The 21,788-nt window shown below is 45.2% G+C and carries 21 protein-coding genes; 13 read left to right on the top strand and 8 right to left on the bottom strand.

Annotated elements, in window-relative coordinates; translation table 11 throughout:
• Positions 1–78 precede the first annotated feature (78 nt).
• The 8 genes from QUA83_RS07880 (at position 79) to QUA83_RS07845 (ending at position 8,867) form a co-directional block, all read left to right on the top strand.
• Positions 79–573 (top strand): polysaccharide deacetylase family protein, encoded by a 495-nt coding sequence (locus QUA83_RS07880; protein ID WP_333292435.1) that lies wholly within the window; start codon positions 79–81, stop codon positions 571–573.
• Between the two features lie 123 nt (positions 574–696).
• Positions 697–1,320 carry a restriction endonuclease subunit R gene (locus QUA83_RS07875; RefSeq protein ID WP_333292434.1) on the top strand — a complete coding sequence of 208 codons (624 nt, stop codon included), beginning with the start codon at positions 697–699 and terminating at the stop codon, positions 1,318–1,320.
• A 73-nt stretch (positions 1,321–1,393) separates the two neighbouring features.
• Positions 1,394–2,671 (top strand): bifunctional sterol desaturase/short chain dehydrogenase, encoded by a 1,278-nt coding sequence (locus tag QUA83_RS07870; protein ID WP_333292433.1) that lies wholly within the window; start codon positions 1,394–1,396, stop codon positions 2,669–2,671.
• Positions 2,672–3,326: 655 nt separating this feature from the next.
• Positions 3,327–4,226, top strand: a complete 900-nt coding sequence (locus QUA83_RS07865; protein WP_333292432.1) for a glycoside hydrolase family protein — start codon at positions 3,327–3,329, stop codon at positions 4,224–4,226.
• A gap of 41 nt (positions 4,227–4,267) precedes the next feature.
• Positions 4,268–5,170 carry a peptidoglycan-binding protein gene (locus QUA83_RS07860; RefSeq protein WP_333292431.1) on the top strand — a complete coding sequence of 301 codons (903 nt, stop codon included), beginning with the start codon at positions 4,268–4,270 and terminating at the stop codon, positions 5,168–5,170.
• A 148-nt stretch (positions 5,171–5,318) separates the two neighbouring features.
• The gene (locus tag QUA83_RS07855) at positions 5,319–7,478 is read left to right on the top strand and encodes a caspase family protein (protein ID WP_333292430.1); all 2,160 of its coding nucleotides are present in this window, start codon (positions 5,319–5,321) and stop codon (positions 7,476–7,478) included.
• Between the two features lie 42 nt (positions 7,479–7,520).
• Complete coding sequence (locus QUA83_RS07850) at positions 7,521–8,156, top strand: CHAT domain-containing protein (RefSeq protein WP_333292429.1); 636 nt, start codon at positions 7,521–7,523, stop codon at positions 8,154–8,156.
• 39 nt (positions 8,157–8,195) lie between these two features.
• Positions 8,196–8,867, top strand: a complete 672-nt coding sequence (locus tag QUA83_RS07845) for a CHAT domain-containing protein (RefSeq protein WP_333292428.1) — start codon at positions 8,196–8,198, stop codon at positions 8,865–8,867.
• Between the two features lie 120 nt (positions 8,868–8,987).
• Here the strand turns inward: QUA83_RS07845 and QUA83_RS07840 are convergent, their stop codons facing one another.
• Positions 8,988–10,910: a serine protease gene (locus tag QUA83_RS07840; RefSeq protein WP_333292427.1), complete on the bottom strand. Its 1,923-nt coding sequence runs from the start codon at positions 10,908–10,910 to the stop codon at positions 8,988–8,990.
• A gap of 48 nt (positions 10,911–10,958) precedes the next feature.
• On the opposite strand from QUA83_RS07840, the gene QUA83_RS07835 reads away from it, so the two are divergent.
• Positions 10,959–12,887 (top strand): pentapeptide repeat-containing protein, encoded by a 1,929-nt coding sequence (locus QUA83_RS07835; protein ID WP_333292426.1) that lies wholly within the window; start codon positions 10,959–10,961, stop codon positions 12,885–12,887.
• Positions 12,888–12,941: 54 nt separating this feature from the next.
• On the opposite strand, the gene QUA83_RS07830 is transcribed toward QUA83_RS07835, so the two are convergent.
• Both QUA83_RS07830 and QUA83_RS07825 read right to left on the bottom strand, forming a co-directional pair.
• A complete protein-coding gene (locus QUA83_RS07830; RefSeq protein ID WP_333292425.1) occupies positions 12,942–13,421 on the bottom strand; it encodes a hypothetical protein in 480 nt (159 codons plus the stop codon).
• Positions 13,422–13,699: 278 nt separating this feature from the next.
• Entirely contained in the window at positions 13,700–14,299 is a 600-nt protein-coding gene (locus tag QUA83_RS07825) for a glyoxalase-like domain protein (RefSeq protein ID WP_333274514.1), read from the bottom strand.
• Between the two features lie 120 nt (positions 14,300–14,419).
• On the opposite strand from QUA83_RS07825, the gene QUA83_RS07820 reads away from it, so the two are divergent.
• Both QUA83_RS07820 and QUA83_RS07815 read left to right on the top strand, forming a co-directional pair.
• On the top strand, positions 14,420–14,824 hold the full coding sequence (locus QUA83_RS07820; protein WP_333292424.1) for a gamma-glutamylcyclotransferase: 405 nt from the start codon (positions 14,420–14,422) through the stop codon (positions 14,822–14,824).
• Between the two features lie 14 nt (positions 14,825–14,838).
• Positions 14,839–15,114: a hypothetical protein gene (locus QUA83_RS07815; RefSeq protein WP_333292423.1), complete on the top strand. Its 276-nt coding sequence runs from the start codon at positions 14,839–14,841 to the stop codon at positions 15,112–15,114.
• Between the two features lie 39 nt (positions 15,115–15,153).
• Here QUA83_RS07815 and QUA83_RS07810 read toward each other — a convergent pair whose 3' ends face one another.
• From QUA83_RS07810 to QUA83_RS07800, 3 genes are all read right to left on the bottom strand, one after another.
• The gene (locus QUA83_RS07810) at positions 15,154–15,759 is read right to left on the bottom strand and encodes a zf-HC2 domain-containing protein (RefSeq protein ID WP_333292422.1); all 606 of its coding nucleotides are present in this window, start codon (positions 15,757–15,759) and stop codon (positions 15,154–15,156) included.
• Between the two features lie 140 nt (positions 15,760–15,899).
• Positions 15,900–16,559, bottom strand: a complete 660-nt coding sequence (locus QUA83_RS07805; RefSeq protein ID WP_041622468.1) for a sigma-70 family RNA polymerase sigma factor — start codon at positions 16,557–16,559, stop codon at positions 15,900–15,902.
• 114 nt (positions 16,560–16,673) lie between these two features.
• Complete coding sequence (locus QUA83_RS07800) at positions 16,674–17,165, bottom strand: molybdenum cofactor biosynthesis protein MoaE (protein ID WP_333292421.1); 492 nt, start codon at positions 17,163–17,165, stop codon at positions 16,674–16,676.
• Between the two features lie 636 nt (positions 17,166–17,801).
• On the opposite strand from QUA83_RS07800, the gene QUA83_RS07795 reads away from it, so the two are divergent.
• On the top strand, positions 17,802–18,206 hold the full coding sequence (locus tag QUA83_RS07795) for an SH3 domain-containing protein (protein ID WP_333292420.1): 405 nt from the start codon (positions 17,802–17,804) through the stop codon (positions 18,204–18,206).
• A gap of 137 nt (positions 18,207–18,343) precedes the next feature.
• On the opposite strand, the gene QUA83_RS07790 is transcribed toward QUA83_RS07795, so the two are convergent.
• Positions 18,344–19,324, bottom strand: a complete 981-nt coding sequence (locus QUA83_RS07790) for an aspartate carbamoyltransferase catalytic subunit (RefSeq protein ID WP_333292418.1) — start codon at positions 19,322–19,324, stop codon at positions 18,344–18,346.
• Between the two features lie 649 nt (positions 19,325–19,973).
• Between QUA83_RS07790 and QUA83_RS07785 the strand changes: the two genes are divergently transcribed.
• The gene (locus QUA83_RS07785) at positions 19,974–20,192 is read left to right on the top strand and encodes a DUF4327 family protein (protein ID WP_193973492.1); all 219 of its coding nucleotides are present in this window, start codon (positions 19,974–19,976) and stop codon (positions 20,190–20,192) included.
• A gap of 151 nt (positions 20,193–20,343) precedes the next feature.
• Here QUA83_RS07785 and QUA83_RS07780 read toward each other — a convergent pair whose 3' ends face one another.
• Entirely contained in the window at positions 20,344–21,585 is a 1,242-nt protein-coding gene (locus QUA83_RS07780; RefSeq protein ID WP_333292417.1) for a protein kinase domain-containing protein, read from the bottom strand.
• Between the last annotated feature and the right edge of the window lie 203 nt (positions 21,586–21,788).

Below are 21,788 nucleotides of genomic sequence, written 5' to 3'. Positions count from 1 at the left end.
AGAGAAATAAGTTTATTGGCTAGCGTTCTGGGACTACTTAGCTCAGATACCCCAAGCAGCGGTTATTGAGCAGTTACTTTGCGGGAGTATCCAGAAATTGCGAAAAGAGTTGTGCAAACGGGAAATGCGATCGGCAATCATACTTGGCATCACTATTCTCACAATGTTACCGAAAAAACAGCATCGGATGAAATTGATAATACTGGCGTTCATATTTATCGATCTACTGGGGCAAAAAGTTTCTTGTTTCGCCCTCCCGGCGGCCGCTTAAATAACGGTTTGGCAAATTACGCTAAAAAGAAAAATTACGTAGTGGTGATGTGGTCGATCGAGCCTAAAGACTTTCTGCAACCTCCGGTCGCTGCGATCGCCCGTAGCGTGCTATCCCAAGCTTCAACGGGGGCGATCGTATTGTTGCACGACGGCGGCGGCAATCGCCAGCAAACAGTCGAGGCGCTATCTGCAATTATTCCCAAACTCAAACAGCAGGGATATCGTTTTGTCACCGTACCGCAATTGCTGCAAATGCAAGCTGGACAAAAACAGCGAATTGCCGATCGCAAATCCCAATGAACAGACATCTGGGCCAAATTAACTTACTCAAAATTTCATCGGCGTTCATTTGCGTTCATCTGCGGTTAAAAATCTCAATCATGCTAAACTTATTAATAACCATAAAACCCTTTATTAATCATCATGCAAAAACTACAAACAAGAGATATCAACCTCCGCTATTTAATCGATAACTTCGGCTTGCAGCGAGTTCGCAACAGCGAATTTTTCCGAGAATGGCAAGAAAACTTACCAGAAGTAACAGACTCAGAAAAACAATTACTCGATCGCGTCCAAGACATATACTTCAACTTGGTAGACACCCCGCCTGTATTGGAAAATGCAGTCAAGCTAACAATCATCAGCCCCATTTTGTTTATTGCCGGTCTGTATGAGTCTCCTTTTCAAGTCAAAGCCGAAAAGTCTATCGCCATTCAAGAGGAAGACGAAGGCAGAATCATCGAAGGCAGAATAGATATCCTAATTATGAAAGCAAACTTGTGGGTGACAGTAATTGAATCCAAACAACTTTCGTTTTCAACTGACGAAGCACTTGCCCAACTCCTGACATATATGCTGGCAGATCCCAATCCTGAAACTCCTACTTTTGGGATGATTTCTACAGGTGCTAACTTCTCTTTTGTGAAGTTAGTTAGAGGCGAAAATCCCCAGTATGCCCGATCGGCAGAATTTGTTATTTCCAATCCCGGCAATGAATTGTACCGCGTTTTGCAGATTTTAAAACGCCTGAGTCAACTTCCAGACTAGCAATAAAAGCCATTTTGAGTTATCTTTCAAAACAGACAATCTCTAATATCTCAAATTTCAAACTAATGTGAGCATGGTAAATTACTGGATAGTCGGCGCTGTGGCAATAGCTTCTGTCTGCTGGGCAGAAATAATACGAGACTTTTATCACGTCGTCTCCCATTATTGGGCACCCCTGCAAAAGCTGCACACTTGGCATCACCGCGTTTTCCGCCCGAATTTGACCCCCGTCAGCGAGACAATTTACAAGCAAGCACACTGGCGTCACGATGTGCCCGAAGCTGCGGCGATGATGGTTTTGGGCTTGTTGCTGTGGGTTGTAGCTTATTTTGGGCTACCGGAATATCACTGGGGTGCAGCAGCCGGTTGTATTTATACTTTAGGCTTTTTGTTGAGCGCGATCGCCCGCGCGTGTGGCATCAAAGGTGCAGACGAATTAACCGACATCACCCACCAACCGGGAGATTTCCTTACTCCCCCTGGCAAGTGGTTAGTTAATAAACCTTATCACTGGCGGCATCACTTCGACAATCAAAATGCTTACTATTGCGGTACTTTCACCTTAATAGATAAACTTATGGGTACAGCACTTTCTCTCAAAGGCAAAACTGTAGCCGTCACCGGTGCATCGGGAACTTTAGGACGTTTGCTTCTCAAACACCTGCACAAAGCTGGTGCAAAAGTGATAGCCCTCTCATCGGGAAATCAAACAATTACTTTGAATCTAGACGGCGAAAATTTGCCTGTTAAAACCATAAATTGGCAAATAGGTCAAGAGGCAGATTTAGCAGAATTGTTAGAAAAAGTGGATATTCTCGTCATCAATCACGGGATTAACGTACAGGGATCAAGAACAGGAGAGGCGATCGCCAACTCATACGAAATTAACACTTTTTCCGCGTGGCGGCTGATGGAACTCTTTTTCTTAACAGTCCGTACTAACGAAAACATCGCTTGCAAAGAAGTCTGGATCAACACTTCCGAAGCAGAAGTAATTCCCGCTGTCAGTCCCCTGTACGAACTCAGCAAACGCGCCCTGGGAGATTTAGTCACCCTGCGGCGGCTGGACGCGCCCTGCATCGTTCGCAAACTGATTTTAGGGCCGTTTAAAAGCAACTTAAACCCGATCGGCATCATGTCTCCCGACTGGGTAGCGCAGCAAGTTGTCAAACAAGCTAAAGCTGATGCCCGCAATATCATCGTCACAATTAATCCTTTGACTTTTATCGTTTTTCCAGTCAAAGAGTTTTTTGTTTCTCTCTACTTCCAAATTTTCAGCCGGAAAGCGATTTCCGAGATAAAGGAAGCTGCGGCATCGGAAAAATCTAGCGTTGAATCTAAGATTAATTAATCAACCAAAACCGGGTTTCTGCAGGGGCGGCGGCTGTGACTGTCGCCCTCCGGCTAGATTCCACAAAACTAAAGCCTTTGTCATATCGTCACGAGTAAGCTCACGCCCCCACTCCCAGAGCCGCAAACCCACTCTTCTGACTCATTGGGTCAAAACCTTTGACGGGGAGTGGAATCGAAAGCTGTTTGGCGCCCCATTGCCAACAGGGTTATGCTTACTGATACAAATTATTGAATATTATTACTAACTACTGTCTCTCCTGATTCACTTCTATCCGCACGGGGTACTGTACGCTACCCGTTGCTGGTGCGGAATGTGGGTTTCAACTATGCTCGTTGGTTAGTTGATACGTCCAGGACTCATAAGTGTAATTTGATAGTAGTGGAATTGGGCGATCGCGATCGTTAAATAGAACAAGCAGCACACCGCTCTCGATCGCCAAAAATAAACTTTTGTAAAGGTTAGAGAAAATACCGGAAATTACTTTGGGACAGGCGTAGTCAGTGAAATCACCGATCCAACAAAGACTTTGGATAACAAGTATGAATTGATAAACTCTTTTCAGACGTTGTGAGAGGCAGGCAAAAGTTTGGCGATCGGGATCTTCAGGATGCCTCCTTCGAGTTCATCTACCTTTTCCAAAGGAAAAACTAAAATGCCAAGATCACTTGAAATCTTCGGCGATGGTCGCGTGTACGAAATAAAAGACGACCTAGCCGTTAAAGTCACGGAGACAAATGGACAAGTAAAAGCATTAATCGATGCTTTAAAGTTCAGCGTGGCTAAAACATACAACATTCATCCTCCAGACCAACAACCGCCTGATGTGGCAGAACGCAGAGGTTCAAAGCATATCAATGGAGAAGGCTTTAAGCTTCTCACTACGTTTGAAGGATGTGAGCTAACTGCTTATGATGACGGCGGTGGAGTGTGGACAATTGGTTACGGACACACTGGCGACGATGTTTTTCCAGGGCTGACGATTAGCCAAACACAGGCCGAAGAATTGCTGAGGATAGATTTAGAAAAATTTGAATCCTTTGTTGAGGATGCCGTGGAAGTTCAGCTCAATGACAGTCAGTTTTCTGCACTGGTTTGTTTCTGCTTCAACGTGGGGCCAGGAGGTTTTGGAGATTCAACTCTTCTGAGGCTTTTGAACGAGGGAAATTATCAAGGAGCAGCTAATCAGTTTCCTGTGTGGAATAAGGTAAATGGTGAACCCTGGCTAGGGCTGACACGCCGCCGATTGGCTGAACGATCGCTGTTTTTGGGAAAACCCTGGCAGTCATTCTTAACCTATGAAGGAACAGGTCAAGAAGTAACAGGTGAAACAATCGCAGAAGCACGTCGCACTTTGAAACTCACCGATCCTCTCATGCAAGGTGAGGATGTTCGTCAAGTGCAAGAAGCTTTGAAAGCCGCAGGAATCAATCTTGAACCTGATGGATTCTTTGGCAATGATACTGACAAGGCAGTGCGGCAGTTTCAGAAACAAAAAGGGCTAACGGCGGATGGTGTTGTAGGTGCCCAAACGCGAAAAGAATTGGGACTATAACATCGATTGTGTAACCAAATTCAAACCCATAGGAGAAAACCATGACTGACTCAAGCGATCTTCTCTTTAATCAACCTGTAATTGTCGAGGCCTGTGAAGAATTTGTCGAACGGGATCGGTTGGGCATTAGAGGCAGTTTTCCCGGATTGCTCAAAGATGCACCCATGTCTTCGACTGCGGTGGTCAATGGCTTATCCCAGCAGTTGATATATCAACTCCAACTGATGATGCCCGATGCTTTTGTCAGTTTTGATGACCTCAATGTAGACTTGCTGGATGCAGCCTTTCCCTATGTACAATCCTCAGCAAAACAGGCACTCCAGAAAGCCATTCAAGATCGAGGTCAAACGATGCAGGTGAACTCTGCCTACCGCACGATAGCTCAGCAAATGTTGCTGTATAACGATCGCTTCAACAACCCTAATCCTGTAGCTCCACCGGGAGCCAGCAACCATCAAACTGGGTTAGCGATCGACATTGAAGATGCAACAGGCTGGGAACCTTATTTGATGCAATATGGCTGGAATCCATTACCGGGCGACCCACCTCACTTCGACTACCAGGGCGACGGCACGATCGATCTTCGCAGTCAATCAATACTCGCATTTCAGCAGCTTTGGAATAAAAACCATCCTAATGAAATGATTAGCGAGGATGGCGGCTTTGGCCCTCAAACTGAGGGTGCACTTAATAGCTCTCCTGCTCCTGGATTTCCTAAAGCGCCGTGGGATGACAAACCCAGAACGTTGCGCTTGGCGATGCCCAGAATGGAAGGATCGGATGTACTCAAGCTTCAGGAAGGCTTGAAAAAGGCTGGCATTGTAGTTGGGGCTGATGGTGAATTTGGGCCAGCAACAGATAAAGCCGTTAAGGAATTTCAGCAGAAGAAGGGTTTGAAGCCAGACGGAATTGTCGCTGTCAAAACCCGCGAACACATGGCTTGAGGTGTTCGCGATCGAGTTAACAAAATATTGAGCTGAAGAATAGGTTGCTGAATGGGCAGAGTTTTCTGAAGAGCTATAAGTTACGGCTCTAGAACTCTGCTCTGCAACTCTCTGAATTAGACCAAGACACTGGAGCAATGAATGAAAAATGGCTGACAAACCAGAGCAAACACTAAATATTTACGCACTCTTAATCGGTATTGACTGCTATATGCCGAATTTATTGCCTGATGGTAGTCGTTACAAAAATCTTGGAGGGAGTGTACGAGATGTTAATCATGTAGAAGCTTTCTTAGTTGATGAGCGGAAAGTTCCCAAAACACAAATATTAAAACTGACAGCTTCGGTTAACCCAAATGAACCCACCAAGCCTCTAGAATCACCGGAAAAACTACCAACTCGTCAGAATATGATTGATTCCTTTAGGAAACTGGGGGAAATGGCTACGGAAAAGGCGCAGGTATATATTCATTACTCTGGACATGGTGGACGGGCTAAGACTGTTTTCCCATCTATTAAAGGTGAGGATGAAATTGATGAGGGATTAGTCCCTACAGATATTGGCACTTCAGAAGGACAGTATCTCCGCGATCTCGATCTAGCAACACTGTTGAAGGAATTGGTAGATAAACAACTAACCGTTACGGTGGTGTTGGATTGTTGTAACTCGGGAGGTGCTACGCGAGGGGATGTAGAAATTCGAGGGGGAGAAGGAATTGATGAAAAACCTCTCCAACCTGGTCAAGAACTGGTGGCACCTCTAGAAACTCTAGAAGCAACTTGGCGATCGCTCACTGAAAAAACCCCTCGCGGCCTAAAAGCTTCTGGATTGCGTGCAGCCAAAGATTATGTGCTTCTAGCAGCCTGTCGTCAGAATGAGTTGGCTTACGAGTATGCCTTTAATCGTGAAACTAGAGAGCGAAATGGAGCGCTTACCTATTGGTTGTTGGATACTCTAAGACAGCAAAACCCCGGACAAACTTATCAGGATTTATTCGATCGCATCAATGCCAAAATCCACAGTCAATTCCCGCAACAAACTCCAATCTTGATGGGCGAGAATAACCGAGTTATTTTTGGCAATGAGCTAGCTGAACGAGTACATACAGTACCTGTCTTAAAGGTTGAGAAAAACGCTGAAACAGGTGAAAAGCAAGCTGTTTTAGGGGTTGGGCAGGCAAATGGTATTGGTAAGGGAGCAGAGTTTGCCATCTATCCTCGTACAACAACGGATTTGACCAAAAAAGAGAATCGAGTTGCGATCGCCCGGATTATTCAACGAGGGGCAACAGACTCGTTGTGCAAGCTTGAACCAATTTATGGAGAAGAATTAAACGTTGAAGACGGAGATCGGGCTGTGTTGGTATCTCCGTCCGTCAATCTTGTGCGAAAAGTTTATCTCTTTCCTCAAGAGGCAGCTTCCGCAGAAGATTTAGCTAAGTCCTTATTACCCCCTAACCAGCTTTTACCCAAAATTTTTAAACAGCAGGAGAAAGCCCTAGAGGCTATCAAAAATGCTTTACCTGGAAATGGTTGGGTGGAATTGGCAGAAGAGGTGGTAGCTGCTGATGATGATGAGGGAGTTGTCTATCAAGTTGTTGTCAATAACCAGGAAGAGTATGAAATATGCGATCGCACGGGACATCCATTTCAAGGAATTCCTCCCATAAATGCAAGTGACCGTGATGCGGCTGCTACAGTGGTGAAACGTCTCGTACACCTAGCGAAATATCATGCCACAGCAGAGCTAGACAATATGGACAAAGATGCACCTTTAGCAGGCAAATTAATCGTTGAGTGGCTGGGAACATCAGATATTTTTGACCAGGGTGACAAGATTCCACCAAAATCGCAGTTAAAACCATTTTCCGATCCCAGCAAACCAACTGTAAAACTCGGCGATTACGTATTTTTGTCAATTCGGAATGACTCTTTCCAAGCTGTTAACGTGGCTGTTCTAGATCTGGCATCTGACTGGTCAATTCAACAGATTGCTCCAGGTAAACAAGAAAATTTCATTACTATTGAGGCGGGTAGGAAGGAATCGATTGCGATATCCGCAACATCCGAAGGAGAAGACATTGTTAAAATCCTTGCTACAGTTGGTCCGATCGACTACCGCTGGTTAGAACTGCCATCTCTTGACGAGGATATTCAACCTAAAGGATTGTTTCGATTGGGCAATCCTCTAGAAGAACTGCTAGTAGCGATTGAGGACGAGCAACCACCAACTAGAAGGTTGTCTGTTGCCAGATCTCCAAGCCGTGAGTGGACAACAAAACAAATCAGCCTCACCATCACAAAATAATCAAAGGATATCTCAACCCTGTTAGTTATTCCAGCAAGATTGATGAAAAAAATTCTGATTTTAGCAGCGAATCCTCAAGGTACCTCACACTTACGCCTAGACAAGGAAGTGCGGGAGATAGAAGACGGGTTGAGACGATCGCACCTTGGCGATCGCTTTCAAATAGAGCAGCGATGGGCATCCCGTCCGCGAGATGTACAGCGATCGCTACTGGATGTAGAACCGCAGATTGTACATTTTTGCGGACACGGGCAAGGGCAAATAGGATTGGTGCTGGAAGATCAGACAGGGCGGGTAAAGTTAGTCAGTACGGAAGCACTCTCAAAGCTATTTGAGCTGTTTGCTGATAAAATAGAATGTGTCTTGTTAAATGCCTGTTACAGTGAAGTGCAGGCGGATGCGATCTCTGAGCACATTAACTATGCGATCGGGATGCGTCAAGAGATTCTGGATGATTTGGCGATCGCTTTTGCCGTTGGTTTTTACAAGGGATTAGCAGAAGGTCAATTAATTGACATAGCATTTGAGTCTGGATGTCGTGCCATCCAGTTTGAGGGTGATCGCAATGCAAATACTACTCGGAAACTGGGTTCGGTAGACTGGACTAAGAAGGGTGATGATTCAGTTTTTCAGGATTACCAGATCCCGGTGCTGAAGAAAAGAGCGAATTCCATATAATGCTAAAAAGGCAGTCAGCAATGTCTGTGATTCAATTCTATGTCTGAGCCAACATCTAAAACTTTCAATATTTCAGGTAGCACAATTAATAATCTGGCTGGCGACAACATTTATTACAATGAAGCGCCTCAGATACAATCGAATCTAATATCCGAGGATGCAGTAAAGACTATCCTGTTTTTGGCAGCAAATCCTCAAGGAATGCAGCCGCGATCGCTAGAGGAAGAAGCACGGGAGATTAGTGAAGGTTTGCGGCGATCGCAGCATCGCGATCGGTTTTTGCTGAAGCAATGTTGGGCAGTCCGACACAGAGATATGCACAGAGCCTTACTGGAGTATCAGCCTCACATTGTTCACTTTGCCGGACAAGGTAGTAGCGAGGAAGGATTGTTTTTAGAAGATGATACTGGACGAAGCAAGCCTGTTAGTGCTGAGGCGATCGCCAATCTATTTAAACTTTTTCCTAAGATTGAATGTGCGCTTCTTAACGCCTGCTACTCGGCAGTTCAGGCTAAAGCAATTGCTGACTACATTCCCTATGTCATCGGTATGCAGCAGGCGATTGGGAATAAAGCGGCGATCGAATTTGCCGTCGCTTTTTATGATGCACTGGAAACCGGACAAACCATTGAATTTGCTTACAAGCTTGGCTGTGTTGCTATTCAAATGGCAGGCATTCCACAACATTCAATACCAATTCTCTTACACTGATATAGCGATCGTAAATGATTTGTAAATTTCTTACTCCCTCCCCTTAATAAGGGGAGGGTTGGGGTGGGGTAAAAAACTTTACAAATGATTTAGGACTGCTATAGTATAGATTGCTAATTGTCAACCAGCAGCCCAGAAGCCGATCGGACTAAGGACTTTAACCCAGTTCTCTAGCCCATCCCAAATCCCTTGAGCAGGGTGCAGCCGTTGTTCAAAGCGTGAAGGGTTCAGTTCAGGCATAACCCGATCGTAATTCTTATATGAAACATCTAAACTCAAGACTAAGGATGGCATATTTATGCCTCGACAGAATTGCAAATCCATTGCTTTTTCGGCTTTATCTGACTGCACAACATTAGAGAACTGAGGAAACTTACTCAAAAAGGCTTGTAAAACAATGTTTGCGTAAGCTTTATAGTCAGATTTATCATCTGCATAGTAAATAGTTACTCCCGTTTCTACCCCTAAAACATCAGGATCGAATTTTGTACGGATACGAATTTCAAGCGCCACATCACCGCTCTGATAATCTTGCTGATTGATATAGTCAATCCCAGCTTCATATTTGCCATCACATTCTTGCAAAATATCCCTCACTTCAAAACCGGGCTTTGAACATGGAAAGATATTTTCCAGTAATGTTTTAGCTATAGTGACTTCTTGCTCTAAATGTTCGGGACTGGGAGCATCTCCTCGTTGATGACCAACTAAAATATAAATCCTTCCCTTCAGTGGTTGTTCTGTTTGTTTAACCACATACCTTTTATTATCTAAGAACTCTGCAATTCCAGGTTGGCTTCTACGTGTTTCTAAATGCTTCACAATCTCGCATATCCTTGCCCCTAAATTGCCTTGAATTTCCAATTTGTGTTTATCCGACAATTTTTGTTCATTCCATTTTACTAAAGCAGCATGATGTAGACCTACAAGTTGCCATTGAGAGTTGAGGATAGGGCTACCCGAAGAGCCAAAATCAGCATCAGCTTGGTATTGCAGAAAATTTTGATAAATATTTTGTACCTGATTATTGAAAAGAACAATTCTCCTTTGTACGCCTCGCGGATGCTGAATAATAAAAGCTGGTTCGCCAGACAAATCAGCATCAGGTATCTTTTCGCTATCAATTCCTTTAATATCTTCGATCTGCTCGCGAGTAACAGGTGGGGCAATCAGTGTTGAGTCCATTAACATTGGCAACCAACCAAAATTTTCACCAGCTTCAGGAAATGCTAGTCCGATATCCTTGTAATCCTCTCGTGGTTTGACTCGAATCAGGGTATAGTCAAGCTGCTCATCGCTGACACAAAAATTATCGGGGTCTAGCTGATATTTAACAGTTTCAGCATTCTGCCCTAAAGCACTTTGCTCGTATCTGAATTGAGCCACAAAGTTTTTGATATTGTCTTTATCCTTTTCATTAAAGACATGGAAATTAGTTAATAAGTAATTTTTGCCAACTAGGAAGCCTGTAGCAAATGGAATCAGAACAGTACCTTTCCGCTGTTTCTCTTCACCAGAAGCTTCCTTCAATTCATCTCTGAGTTTACCCAGAAGTTCTTTAATTCTTTCATTTTCCAGCGCATCGGCAACTTGTTTATAATCTTTCCAAATATCCCGACTTTCACCAGGAAATTTTGCAGAAAAAAGATCGATTTTCTCCGACAAGCGCTTGAGAATCTCAGTCACATCTTTTACCAAACGGTCTTTGATTATCTCAATTATATCTTCTATCCAAAAATATCGTTCAAGCAAACATACAGCCGCACTGCATCTTAAGCCACGTTCTAAGAAAGCAGATGATAAATAATCTGGTTCATCAAAAAATATAGAATTAGATGAGCGGGCTTTATCTAATCTGTCTAAGCGTGCGTTAATAATATCAGTCAAATCGATCGGGCTTTGTTCTAAAAAGTCTCTTACCTCTGTTGCATCAGGAATATTATCAGTTATCCATTCACAAACTCTTTGGTTTTCAACAACCTTACAGATTAGGCCCGCAACACTCCCGTTTATTATTGCTGTTTGTAAACTATAAAAGCTCATTGTCAAAATCTCCTGTAATATCTAGTTAAGGATTCGATATTTAATCTCATGAATAGATACAACCGACAAGCTTATGGTCAAAAATTCTCGCAAGCATCACTAAATTTTGATTTGCAAGAAGTTACTGGTGGACAGCCTCGTTTTTTCAGATTCCTCGCTTTGTTATGCACTTTGAGCCTTGCACTTTTTGCTGGTAGCTTTGCCGGACTACTGGGCGGCTATCTCAGCAGGACACTGTTCTACTCATCTCAGCCAGTAGAGGGAGCTTGGCTGACAGCGAGTGTTGTCTTGGTTATTTGCGTATGGTCGATCGAGACAAAGCAATCTAGCATAGCTAGTGGCTTGTGGAAAGCTGGTTTAACAGTAGTTTTCACCTCTATTGCAGCAATAATGATACTGCAAGACCCTGAGTTTTTCTGGGTGACTCTTTTAGCTACATCAGCTTTTCTCGGATGCTATTGCTTAGTTTTTACAGCAAGTAGTTTTTCCCTGTGGCTTTTCCTGGTTTTACTAAAGCACAGCTTCCACAATAATGTCAAGACTTTACACAAAATCTTAATAATTATTTGCTCAACGCTTATTTCCTATATGGTTGGTAACGAGCCTCCTGTCAAATCTGCAATTGCATCGCAATATTTTGCAGAAATCAAGCTGTTAGCTGGCTTTGCGATCGGAGTCTTGACTGTCCAACTAAGTTTTGACGTTATTGATGTTAATGGAAAACCTAAGAAAAATTTTGAATTTTTCAGGAATTGGGCGATCGCTTTCAGTACCTTAAGAAGTACCTCTTTTTATAGCTTGGATCTCAGTGGTATTAATTTTACAGGTGCTAAGCTTGCCAACACTGATTTAAGAGCGCGAAAACTTTACAGAACACGGTTCAAAAATGTAGAAGGTTTGGAACGAGCCAGAGTCGATAATCGTTATCTTGACTTAGATGAGCCAAAAGTTCAAATGCTCCTCACTCGTGGAGATTCTGAAGAAAAGGATTTTAGGGGCATCAATTTGCAAGGGGCATATCTACAAGATGCTACGATGCGCGAGTATGATTTCACAAATGCTAACTTAAGTGGAGCAGATTTAAACGGAGCTGATTTAAGAGATAGTATTTTTGTGCAAACTGATGTAACTGGCGTAGACTTTACAGAAGCTACTTTGACCGGAATCTGTATTGAAAATTGGAATATCAACAGTCAGACTTGCTTCACCAACGTCAAATGTGACTATATTTTACGCAAGCTAGATAGTAAAGGAAAGCCGACCGATCGCCACCCCACCGATCGCAATTTTAACCCTAGAGAGTTTGAATCTATCTATCAGGAAGTTGGCAACATTGTGGAATTGGTCTTTAAGGAGGGAGTGAACTGGCGAGCATTTGCCTTTACCTTACAAAAACTCCAACTCGAAGATGAAGGCATGGGTTTGGAGTTGCGCGGGATTGAAAAGCGTGGCGATCTATGGATTGTGAAAGTGGCTCATAACGAGATGCTTCCTAATACTGAGGTTGAGCGAAACTTGTATGGCAGATATGAGGAGATGCAAACACTCCTAGTAACGAAAGAGCAGCAGATCAATCAGCTACTAGGGATTGTAGCCGATCAAGCAGTCGCTCTCAAAGGTTATAGTCAAAAACCTTTCGGTCAGAATTTCTTCATCTCGGGCAGTACCATAACTAACTTAGCAGGTGAGGCGATCGAATATTGCGAAGCAGCAGGTCAAGTACGGAGTATTATCGCCAGCCCCAATCTCGGAGAAATTGTCACCACCACTCAAAGCTTTCTCACGCAACTATCTGGACAAAAGGTAGCTGCTACGGCTGAAACTCAGGTAGACTTGATCCTGCAGGTAATGCTAGCGGAGGCAGAGAAAGATCCAATTTTTAAGCAATTTTTGCGGCAGCAAGGACAACAGATTTTGGCAACCATTCCAGAGGGAGCTATTGCCACAGCGCTACGAGGAGCGATCGCTCAACTCTAGTAAGCAGGCGATCGCCTCCTCACATAATTTTTATCACTAATCTTTGTATAAAGATCAGCTTGCAGGTTTTGCTAAACTTTTCTCCCAAGTCTCGCAAATTGCATTAGCACCTGTCTTTGCAATCTTTTTAATAATTAGAGTTGCCACGAGAGTAGCAACAGCAGGAGCTAACCCAACTCCACTGACTAAAACAGGAGCCAACATCCCAGCCGCTTTGGTATAGTTCTGATTTATTGTTTCATCTAAAATCTTCTGAGTCTCTGCATCGTCTCCGAGAGGTTTGCACATAAGTTCGTAAACTAACGGGTTTACCCGATCGAAAAGCTGCCGACCAGCATCTAAAAATCTTGGATCGATCGATGCTCTAGCCGCAACGTTCACATCAATAGATTCCAACGATGCTGGGTCTACCCCTCTTGCTCCACGTCCAGCAACATCATCCCCTATGGCTTGTATGCGAGACCCTAGCTGAGCTTCCAATACATCATCATCCAGCTCCCACAAACTTGCCACAATGGCTTCAACTTCTGTCATTTCTACTTATCTCCAGGCTTTAGTTAACAAGAGAGTTACTGATTATTTTTGGGATATAAAAAAATCTCCCGAAACCAATCAAGGTAGTTTAACCAAAATATAGTGATATTTCAAAAATCTCAACTATTCTTATCATTTTTTGATTGAGCGACTATCTCTCAGCAGATGAGCCGTGTTCGCGACTAAGATCATTCCGGCACAGCCGGAATGATTTTACTTAACAAAAGAAGTCTGGGATAGGGCGCGAGATCGTTTTACGTTTAATTAGAACGACCTACTTAATTACTAACCTCAGCCATTTCAATCACGCGGCCGTCATAATCCTTGACCAAAAAATTCAGCGGCTTTTCCCGGCGAATTTTATAACTAATCCCGCGAGTTTGTACCCTCATCAATAGCTGATCCAAACAATCGCGATCGAAACAAACGTGACGCGGGCGATTTTTTTCCCCTGCACCGGCCCCGCTAATAATGTGCAGTTGCGTATTTTTCATCAACTGATACCACAAACCATCGGGACTCCCCATCGTTTGAGAGCTCGTTGCCCTCCCGACATTCGGCGACAAATACAGCGGATCGATACCAGTTGTCCCCAAAGTTTGCTCGTAATTGTAGTAGTAGTGCAGCGGCACTTCTGCTACTGGCAGGTTTAGCATACCTTCATAGAACTCCCTCGCTTGTCCGAGATCCGATACCATCACTGTGTGTACCTTCGGAGCACTGGTGAGAAACATCCACATCGCCCCCGCATAGGCGGCCAGCAGCATCACCATAATCCCTTGAGTCGAAAACAAGCTGTCAAGGGGCAGGAACGGCAAAAAAGAGCTCAGGTACAAAGGCCGAAGTCCAAAAGCAATAAAACTAACTGCTAGAGTCATGAATTATAAGAAAGGGTAAACAACGAAATTTATCAAGATTGCAGTCGCGATCGCCCGCGAGACTTAAACTATTAGCTTAGCCATCTATGTTAGCAAAAACTAGCGGTTAGGCCCTACCCGATGAAAGTCTTTGTCTACGGCACTCTCAAACCGGGGGAGTGCAACTACCTCCGCTACTGCGAAGGAAAAGTTGTGGATGCTTACCCCGCGATCGCCCGCGGTCAACTTTTTGCCCTGCCGATCGGCTATCCTGCGATGATGGCCGGAGATGGCACAGTCTGCGGTTTTCTCCTCTGTTTCGCAAATTCGGCTATTTTGGACGATTTAGACCGATTGGAAGACTATCATCCGCTGCGGGAACCGACACAAAACGAATATCAGCGGCAGGAAATCAAAATCTTCGATCGACACCTCAAACCTTTAGGCACGGCTTGGGCTTACTTCATGTTACCCGATCGCGTTCGTTCCCTAGGAGGCATCTGGCTGCCCCACGGCACGTGGGAAAATAGGTTTTTCGCCAAATAAGGTGGTTAATGCCGATGAGCTTAGGAAATTGCCATTTTAGTGCGATTCGGCGGCTCGAACCTGTAAGCCTACTACTGTGCGGCAGGAAATTGAGGAGACATTGCTATTACCGATCGCAAATATCCAAAAAAACGGTAACAAGTGCGATCGCCCGGTCTAATTCCACTCGCTACCTACTCCGATATCAAGATGCGATCGCCCCACAATTCGTCATTCAAAGCCAGGAAATTGTCAAAGGATCTATCCACCTTAAAAAACTGGAAAAAACAGCAAAAAGCCCCCTTTTTTAGGGAGCTTAGCAACTTCCGTTATTGCTCAAAACAGAAATTTTACTGTGCCTTTGGCAATAACTTTTGAGGGGTTGTTACACCAACTTTGGGAATATCCATGATCGGTGCATTCACCCCAAGCATCAAATCGTTGGGATTAACCATCTCCACCAGAGGCTCGTTTAAAGCCATAATCAAACCGTCAGATTCAGCAGGAACGGGCGATCGAGCAAACTGAGGAGCAAACAATTGGCGATCGCTACCGACACCGGACACCACCGCAACCAACAAAGCTGCGATCGCACCTCCACCCAAAATCCAAGTTTTTTTCGGCTTGCGTTCCACCCGCTGCAAAACCTTCGTCGCCAACTCCTCGGCAGATTGTTGTGCCGCAGGCACCGGCATTGCCTGAAAACTCTGCTGCATCATCAGCAGTCGCGAGTACAAACGCTTCGTAGTAGGGTCATTTGTCAGCCACTCCTCAACTTGCCGGCGTTCTGTCGCCGTCACTTCACCGTCGAGGTAGGCACTTAGCAATTCAAAGCGATCGCGCATCATAGTAGTTACATTGCCCTGGGCATAATTGTTGTTAACTTGAGTTTCAGCGAGTGAATCCCCGACACCTTGCTGATTCTGATTTTTATCGGATTCAAAGTTTCCATTCATAATTTCCGACTTTCTCTAATTGGGGAATCACGCACTCGCTATTAGAAGGATTTACTGCTTATTTATATTTTAAAAGAGAAGTTTTGATGTCACAGCAAACATCACCAAATCTTCTTAACCCGCCTCTGAAATTACTCTTGCTAATTACCATCAAGATACTTTTGCAATTCCAACTGCAATCTTTGGCGAGCTCTAGCAATTCTCGACTTGACAGTTCCCAGAGAAACTCCGGTCATTTCGGCTATTTCCTCATAGGCTAAACCTTCTATTTCTCTCAAAACAATCGTCGTGCGGAATACTTCCGGCAAATCTGCGATCGCCACCCGCAACTGGTCGTAAAATTCTCTAGTCGTCAAATCTTCATCAGGCCCCGGACTGTCTGCCGGAATTTCCCAATCAACCTCGCCATCTTCCAGAGTACGGGGTACGTCCAGCGACAACGGAGTTCGCACCCGTTTGCGCTTACGCAACTCATCGTAAAACAAATTAGTGGCGATGCGGCTCAGCCAGCCCCGAAATTTAACAGGCTCTTGCAAACGGTTAATATTGCGGTAGACCCGAATCCACACTTCCTGAGCCAAGTCTGCTCGGTCTTGCCAGTCAGGGGCCAAGTGATAGAGAACCCTGTCTACGTGGGACTGATACCGCTTCAACAGTTCTGAAAAGGCCGTGGTCTCAGGTCGATTTCCTTCCTGACACCGCAACACCAAGTCATAATTAGAGAGTTTTTCGGCTGGCAATTGCACTCTTTGAACGGTCGCCACAACCGCAGACCAGGACACGGAAATAAAGTCGCTCATCGGTGGAATTGGCTCATCGAACATTCCACAATTTTTGACGTTAGGAGATTGTAACAAGTTCCCCTCTGAAATCTCAAATCTCAAATCTCAAATCTCAAATCTCCCATCGATTGACTAATGCCCGACAACCTCGCACGCTCCAATACTAACCCAACTGCTAGAACCGTCAGCCCAATGTTCCTTTTTCCAAATCGGTACATTGTGTTTGAGCGTATCTATGGCGTACTGGCAAGCTGCAAAGGCTGAGTCCCGGTGGGGACAGCCAACAGCCACCAGTACGCTGATTTCGCCCACCTGCAAGTGTCCGACGCGGTGGTGAATGGCGACCCGATTGACATCGGCCCACTGGCGGCGGATTTCAGTAGCAATTTGCTGGAATACTCGCACGGCCATCGGTTCGTAGGCTTGATATTCTAGGGAAACTACAGCTTGACCGTCAGTTTGGTTGCGGACTGTACCGCTCATCATTACCACGGCTCCGTTCGCGGGGTCATCTGCCAAAGCGTATATTTCCTCTACAGACAACCGCGCTAAGGTAATGGCGAAGCTGTCGGATTCATGGCGTTGAGGAATTGTGCCGATCGAAAGTGCAGCGAAGGAGTTCATTGCGAAAGAAGTGGTGCTGGAGAACTTGATCGATCTTGACACAAATCAAGTCGCGATGGATTTGTCTTGGATTCTTGTGGGGGACATAGGGCGACTAATCTTGAGACCCATCTTGTAGCACGGGCGAGGGCCCGACGCCATCGCCCCGAACTTCTGCACCAGTGCGATCGGCTACACTATGACTGACCAGAAGCAAATTAAGATCGTGCTTGAAGACGATCCGGATGCTTGTTCGATCGAATTAACTGCCGATATTGCTGTAGCAATTCAATAAATCCGCACCCAAATAAGTAGTGTCATTCGCAACTCAGTACAAGCAATTTCCCACCCCAATCGATAACTTCGTTCCCTTTTGAATGACACAGTTAAGTTTAATTCTGCCGGGAGTTCTGATCCGCGTCGGCAAAATTTTGAGCAGTCGATGTAAACTTTATTTATTTTTTTGTTCCGGAAAGCTACATCAATGACATGATATACCTGTGCAGGGTTCAGGAAAATTAGCCAATACTCGGCAACAGCAAGACCTTAACGCCCTTTTGTGGCTTTTATGAAACATAAGTTAATAATTTGGGCTGTTAATTGAGGTTTTGACCTGAGTCTGCACCAAGAAAGGTTAACAACAATCACGAGGAAACTATGGAAGCACTAGCATTGAGCCACTCTTTTGTTGCTTATGAATCTCCAGAGTCCGAACTCCAAGTCAAGTCGTTAGACCAACTGGGCTTGAAAATTCCTAATTCTGCATGGATAGGCGTTGCAGGTATGGCAGTAGCCCTATCTGTTCTGAGTGTCGGTGGCGAAGCCCAGGCAGCCGGTTGCTACCGCAAACACTGTGGCCATCGCGCTCATCACAGCCATCACAGCTACGCCAAAGTTGTCACGAATGGCAGCCGACTGAATATCCGCCACCGCCCCAGTAGCTGTTCTGGTGTAATCGGCAAGTTATATTATGGAGACCACGTAAAATTGACCGGTCGTTACAAACACGGCTGGGCCCAACTCAAAGGTGGTGGCTGGGTGTCTGCGTCCTGGCTCTCCTAACTCTTAACTAGAACACTTGACATTTCTAGAAAGAGTTTTAATCGTTACTCGGTCTGACCGGGTAACGATTATTGTAAAGAGGCGATCGCTCCTGAAAATAATCGAATATCCGAAATTCATGACTAACAACTAACAGCCTAAGCTTTACCCCCGCCGATTAGATAAAGTAATGCCATCCGCACCGCCACGCCGCTGGTAACTTGCTGAGAAATCAGGCTAAACTGGGCATCGTCCATCAAATCCGAACTAATTTCCACGCCGCGGTTAACCGGGCCAGGGTGCAACACCTTCACCTCCGACTTGCAGAGTTTGAGCCGATCGCGCGTAATCCCGTACAAAGAATGGTACTCTCGTAAACTCGGCAGCAAATGGTCGCTCATCCGTTCCTTTTGCAGCCGCAAAGTCATCACAAAATCAGCATCGGCCAAAGCAGGTTCCAGATGCCAGTGCAAAAATAACTTGCCTTCCCTACCATCGCCACACTCAGCAAACAACAGCGGTAGCAAAGTCGGCGGCCCGGCCAAATGAACCTCTGCCCCAGAAGCCGTTAGACTCCAAATATTAGACCTAGCCACCCGCGAATGTAAGATATCCCCCACCACAGCAATTTTTTTACCCGCTAAAAGTTCCAGCCGCGGATTTTCGTTATCTAACAGAACACAAATAGTAAATAAGTCTAGCAAACCTTGCGATGGGTGTTCGTGCTGGCCGTCTCCAGCATTGAGAACGCTGACTCTTGACCCCAAGCGATCCATTTCCGAAGCAATCGTGCTGGGAACTCCAGCTTGTTCGTGCCGGATTACCATCAAATCCGTTCCCATCGCCAGATAAGTCTTAGCCGTATCCAGAATAGTCTCCCCCTTCGTTAGAGAAGAACTTCCAGGGGTAAAATTTAGCGTATCCGCTGACAGCCGCTTCGCCGCCAACTCAAAACTATTGCGAGTCCGGGTAGAAGGTTCAAAAAACAAATTCGCGACTACTTGACCCTGCAGGGCCGGCACTTTCTTCGTGCGGCGGCCGAGCACCTCCCGAAAACTGGCTGCTGTTTGCAGCACCGTATCGTATTCCTCCGAGGTAAAATCAGCCAGAGTGAGAATGTGTCGCCTTGTCCAAGTCATACAATTTTAGATTTTAGATTTGAGATTTTAGATTGACTCAATCAGGACGGACGATGGGTTTGGAACTTGCTTGTACGCCCGCCCTGCTGTCGCCTTTGAATGTTCGATCGACATTTAGGGGTGGCGATCAACAGTATCCAACAATTTTTGATCGCTTTTGCGGTCAGTAGAGTTATAATCAGTTTATGTAGCTCAGACCCCACTCTCACAGCGAACCCAGCGTCGAAGGTGAAACAGGTGTGGTTTACCCGCAGGAAAGCGGAAATTACGCTGTAGCAGCCAAAGCGCAGTAGTTGCAGTTTCTCCTACGCAAACTCAGCCTTGTCAAGAACAAGCCGAACGCAGCCCTTGCATCTACCACTATGTGGAAACTATGTGGAAACAATCGAGGCGGCAAACCTCCCACTGTCGATCGACAGCATATAGCGGGACATTTCAAAGATGATTAATTCTTTGAAGTCGGTCTTGACTCTTCAGTCCTGCTTATAGGGCCTTGTCAAAACGAACTCTGTTAAGATACAAGTTGAATATGTAGCTTCCCGACAAAAATCTACACGTATCTTGGCGAGACTGTTCTTGGCGAAACTGCGGTAAAAAGTGAGAGCTCGGAAGTGATAATTCACAAAATTTAAACAATTCAAGAGGTATTATGAGCCAGAAGGTTATACAGCCGATGGTTAAGTTCCAGCGTCAGGTGCATTCTCTCGTCACGTCTGACATTATCAAGCCGACAGACAGTATTTGGAAAATTGCTCTTCTTTACGGCGACGAATGGCCGTACTGGAAACAGCAATTGCTAGAGTTTGATTTTTCTATGCAAGACCCCGTGAGCGAGTTGATAGCTGTAGAAGCTTGGGACGAAGAATAACAGAGGAGACGGAGGACTGGGGTGTCGGAGAGAAATTTCGAGGCGATCGGGAAAATTTTCTTTCATAAATTTCCGTTGCTAAATTCTTCCCTCTTCCCTCTTCCTAATAAATTCTGACTTTTGGCTTTTGAGTTTTGAGTTTTGACTTCTATTAAAGGGAAGCTGCTAAAGCTCGAGCTAATTGTTGAGCAGTTTGAAAGCGATCCCCAGGCTTAGCTGCCGTGGTTCGCAAAATGGTGTCCCGCAGCTTGGGGGCGATCGTCGGAATATTTTCGAGCTTAAACCCGTAACCTCCAGCTATTTTCCCGTAAAAGTTTTGAGGGCTTTGGGCCGTCAGCAAAAAAATTAAAGTAGGCCCAATAGCATATAAATCCGACTGAGGGAGAGGCTGTCCCCGGTCTTGTTCTGGTGCGGTGTAGCCTTCAACGCCGATGCGAGTCCCTGGAGGAGTGCCGATTTCTTTAACGGCGCCAAAATCCAGCACTGTAATGCAATTGTCGCGGTGGCGCACCAGCAAATTAGCAGGTTTAATATCCCGGTGGACGATCGGGGGTTTTTGAGAGTGAATGTAGTCCAAAACCTCACAGGTTTGGATCATCCACTCTATTGCTTGTTGGGGAGCAACAGGCCCGCGGTTGTAGATGCGTTTTTCTAAATCCTCACCGTGGAGCATTTCCATCACCAAGTATTTTTTGCCCCCTTCCACAAAAAAGTCAAAAAACTGAGGAATTCCCGGATGGTGGAGGGCCTTGAGAGTTTTAGCTTCACGTTCAAAGAGTTCTTGAGCTTTGACTATTTGAGCCATATCAGCATTCATTTCCTTGAGGACTACCAGAGAAGCTGCGGGGGAACTTCCGGGTTGTTGAGCTTTCGCTTTATCTCGATCCCAGGCTAAAGTCGTTGTCCCCATACCGCCTTGGCCCAAAGTTCGCAGCACTTGGTAGTGTCGCACCGTGCGATCGACTTTAATCGGTTCGCCGCAGTGGATGCAGAATAAATTCCCCTGCGGGTTTCCCGCGTGGGTACACCTCGGTGTCACGAGATTGACGTTGGGGTTCGCCTTAATTTTGCCGCCGAGTTCAATAGTAATTACTTGGAAATGCAGAATTGGGCCGCCCCGCGCCAACTGGATCAGAGCACCGTCAGATATCCAACCCTGAGACATGAGAATACCGTTAACCAAAGTGCCATTTGTCCCCGAATTGACTAAGTACCACTGGCTGGATCTCCCGCTATTAACTCTTTGCAATTCCAGATGCTGCCGTGACACTAGAGCATTGGGGATCACAACGTGATTGTCTGGAGAGCGGCCGATGCGAATAATGGATTCGCTCTCGAAACTCCACTGTTGCAGAGGGGTCTGTGTTTCTGGATCTAAAAGAGTCAGCAGCATTTTCGATTGATGTGGTTGAACTCCCTGATGTGGCAGTGAGAGTTGGCAGGAATTTACAGATTAGAGACGTAGGGCTTTGAAAAATTAGAAATTAAAAATTAATTATGAGCTTCACAGGTGAGTTTCACTAAAACTTTATAATATCCTGATTGTGATTAAAGATTCCATAAACCATTAAATTATAAATAGTTTTTTTGGAACAA

The sequence above is a fragment of the Microcoleus sp. K1-B1 genome (assembly GCF_036704705.1).
Lineage (GTDB): Bacteria > Cyanobacteriota > Cyanobacteriia > Cyanobacteriales > Microcoleaceae > Microcoleus.
This window is presented reverse-complemented; position numbering and strand designations above follow the sequence as displayed.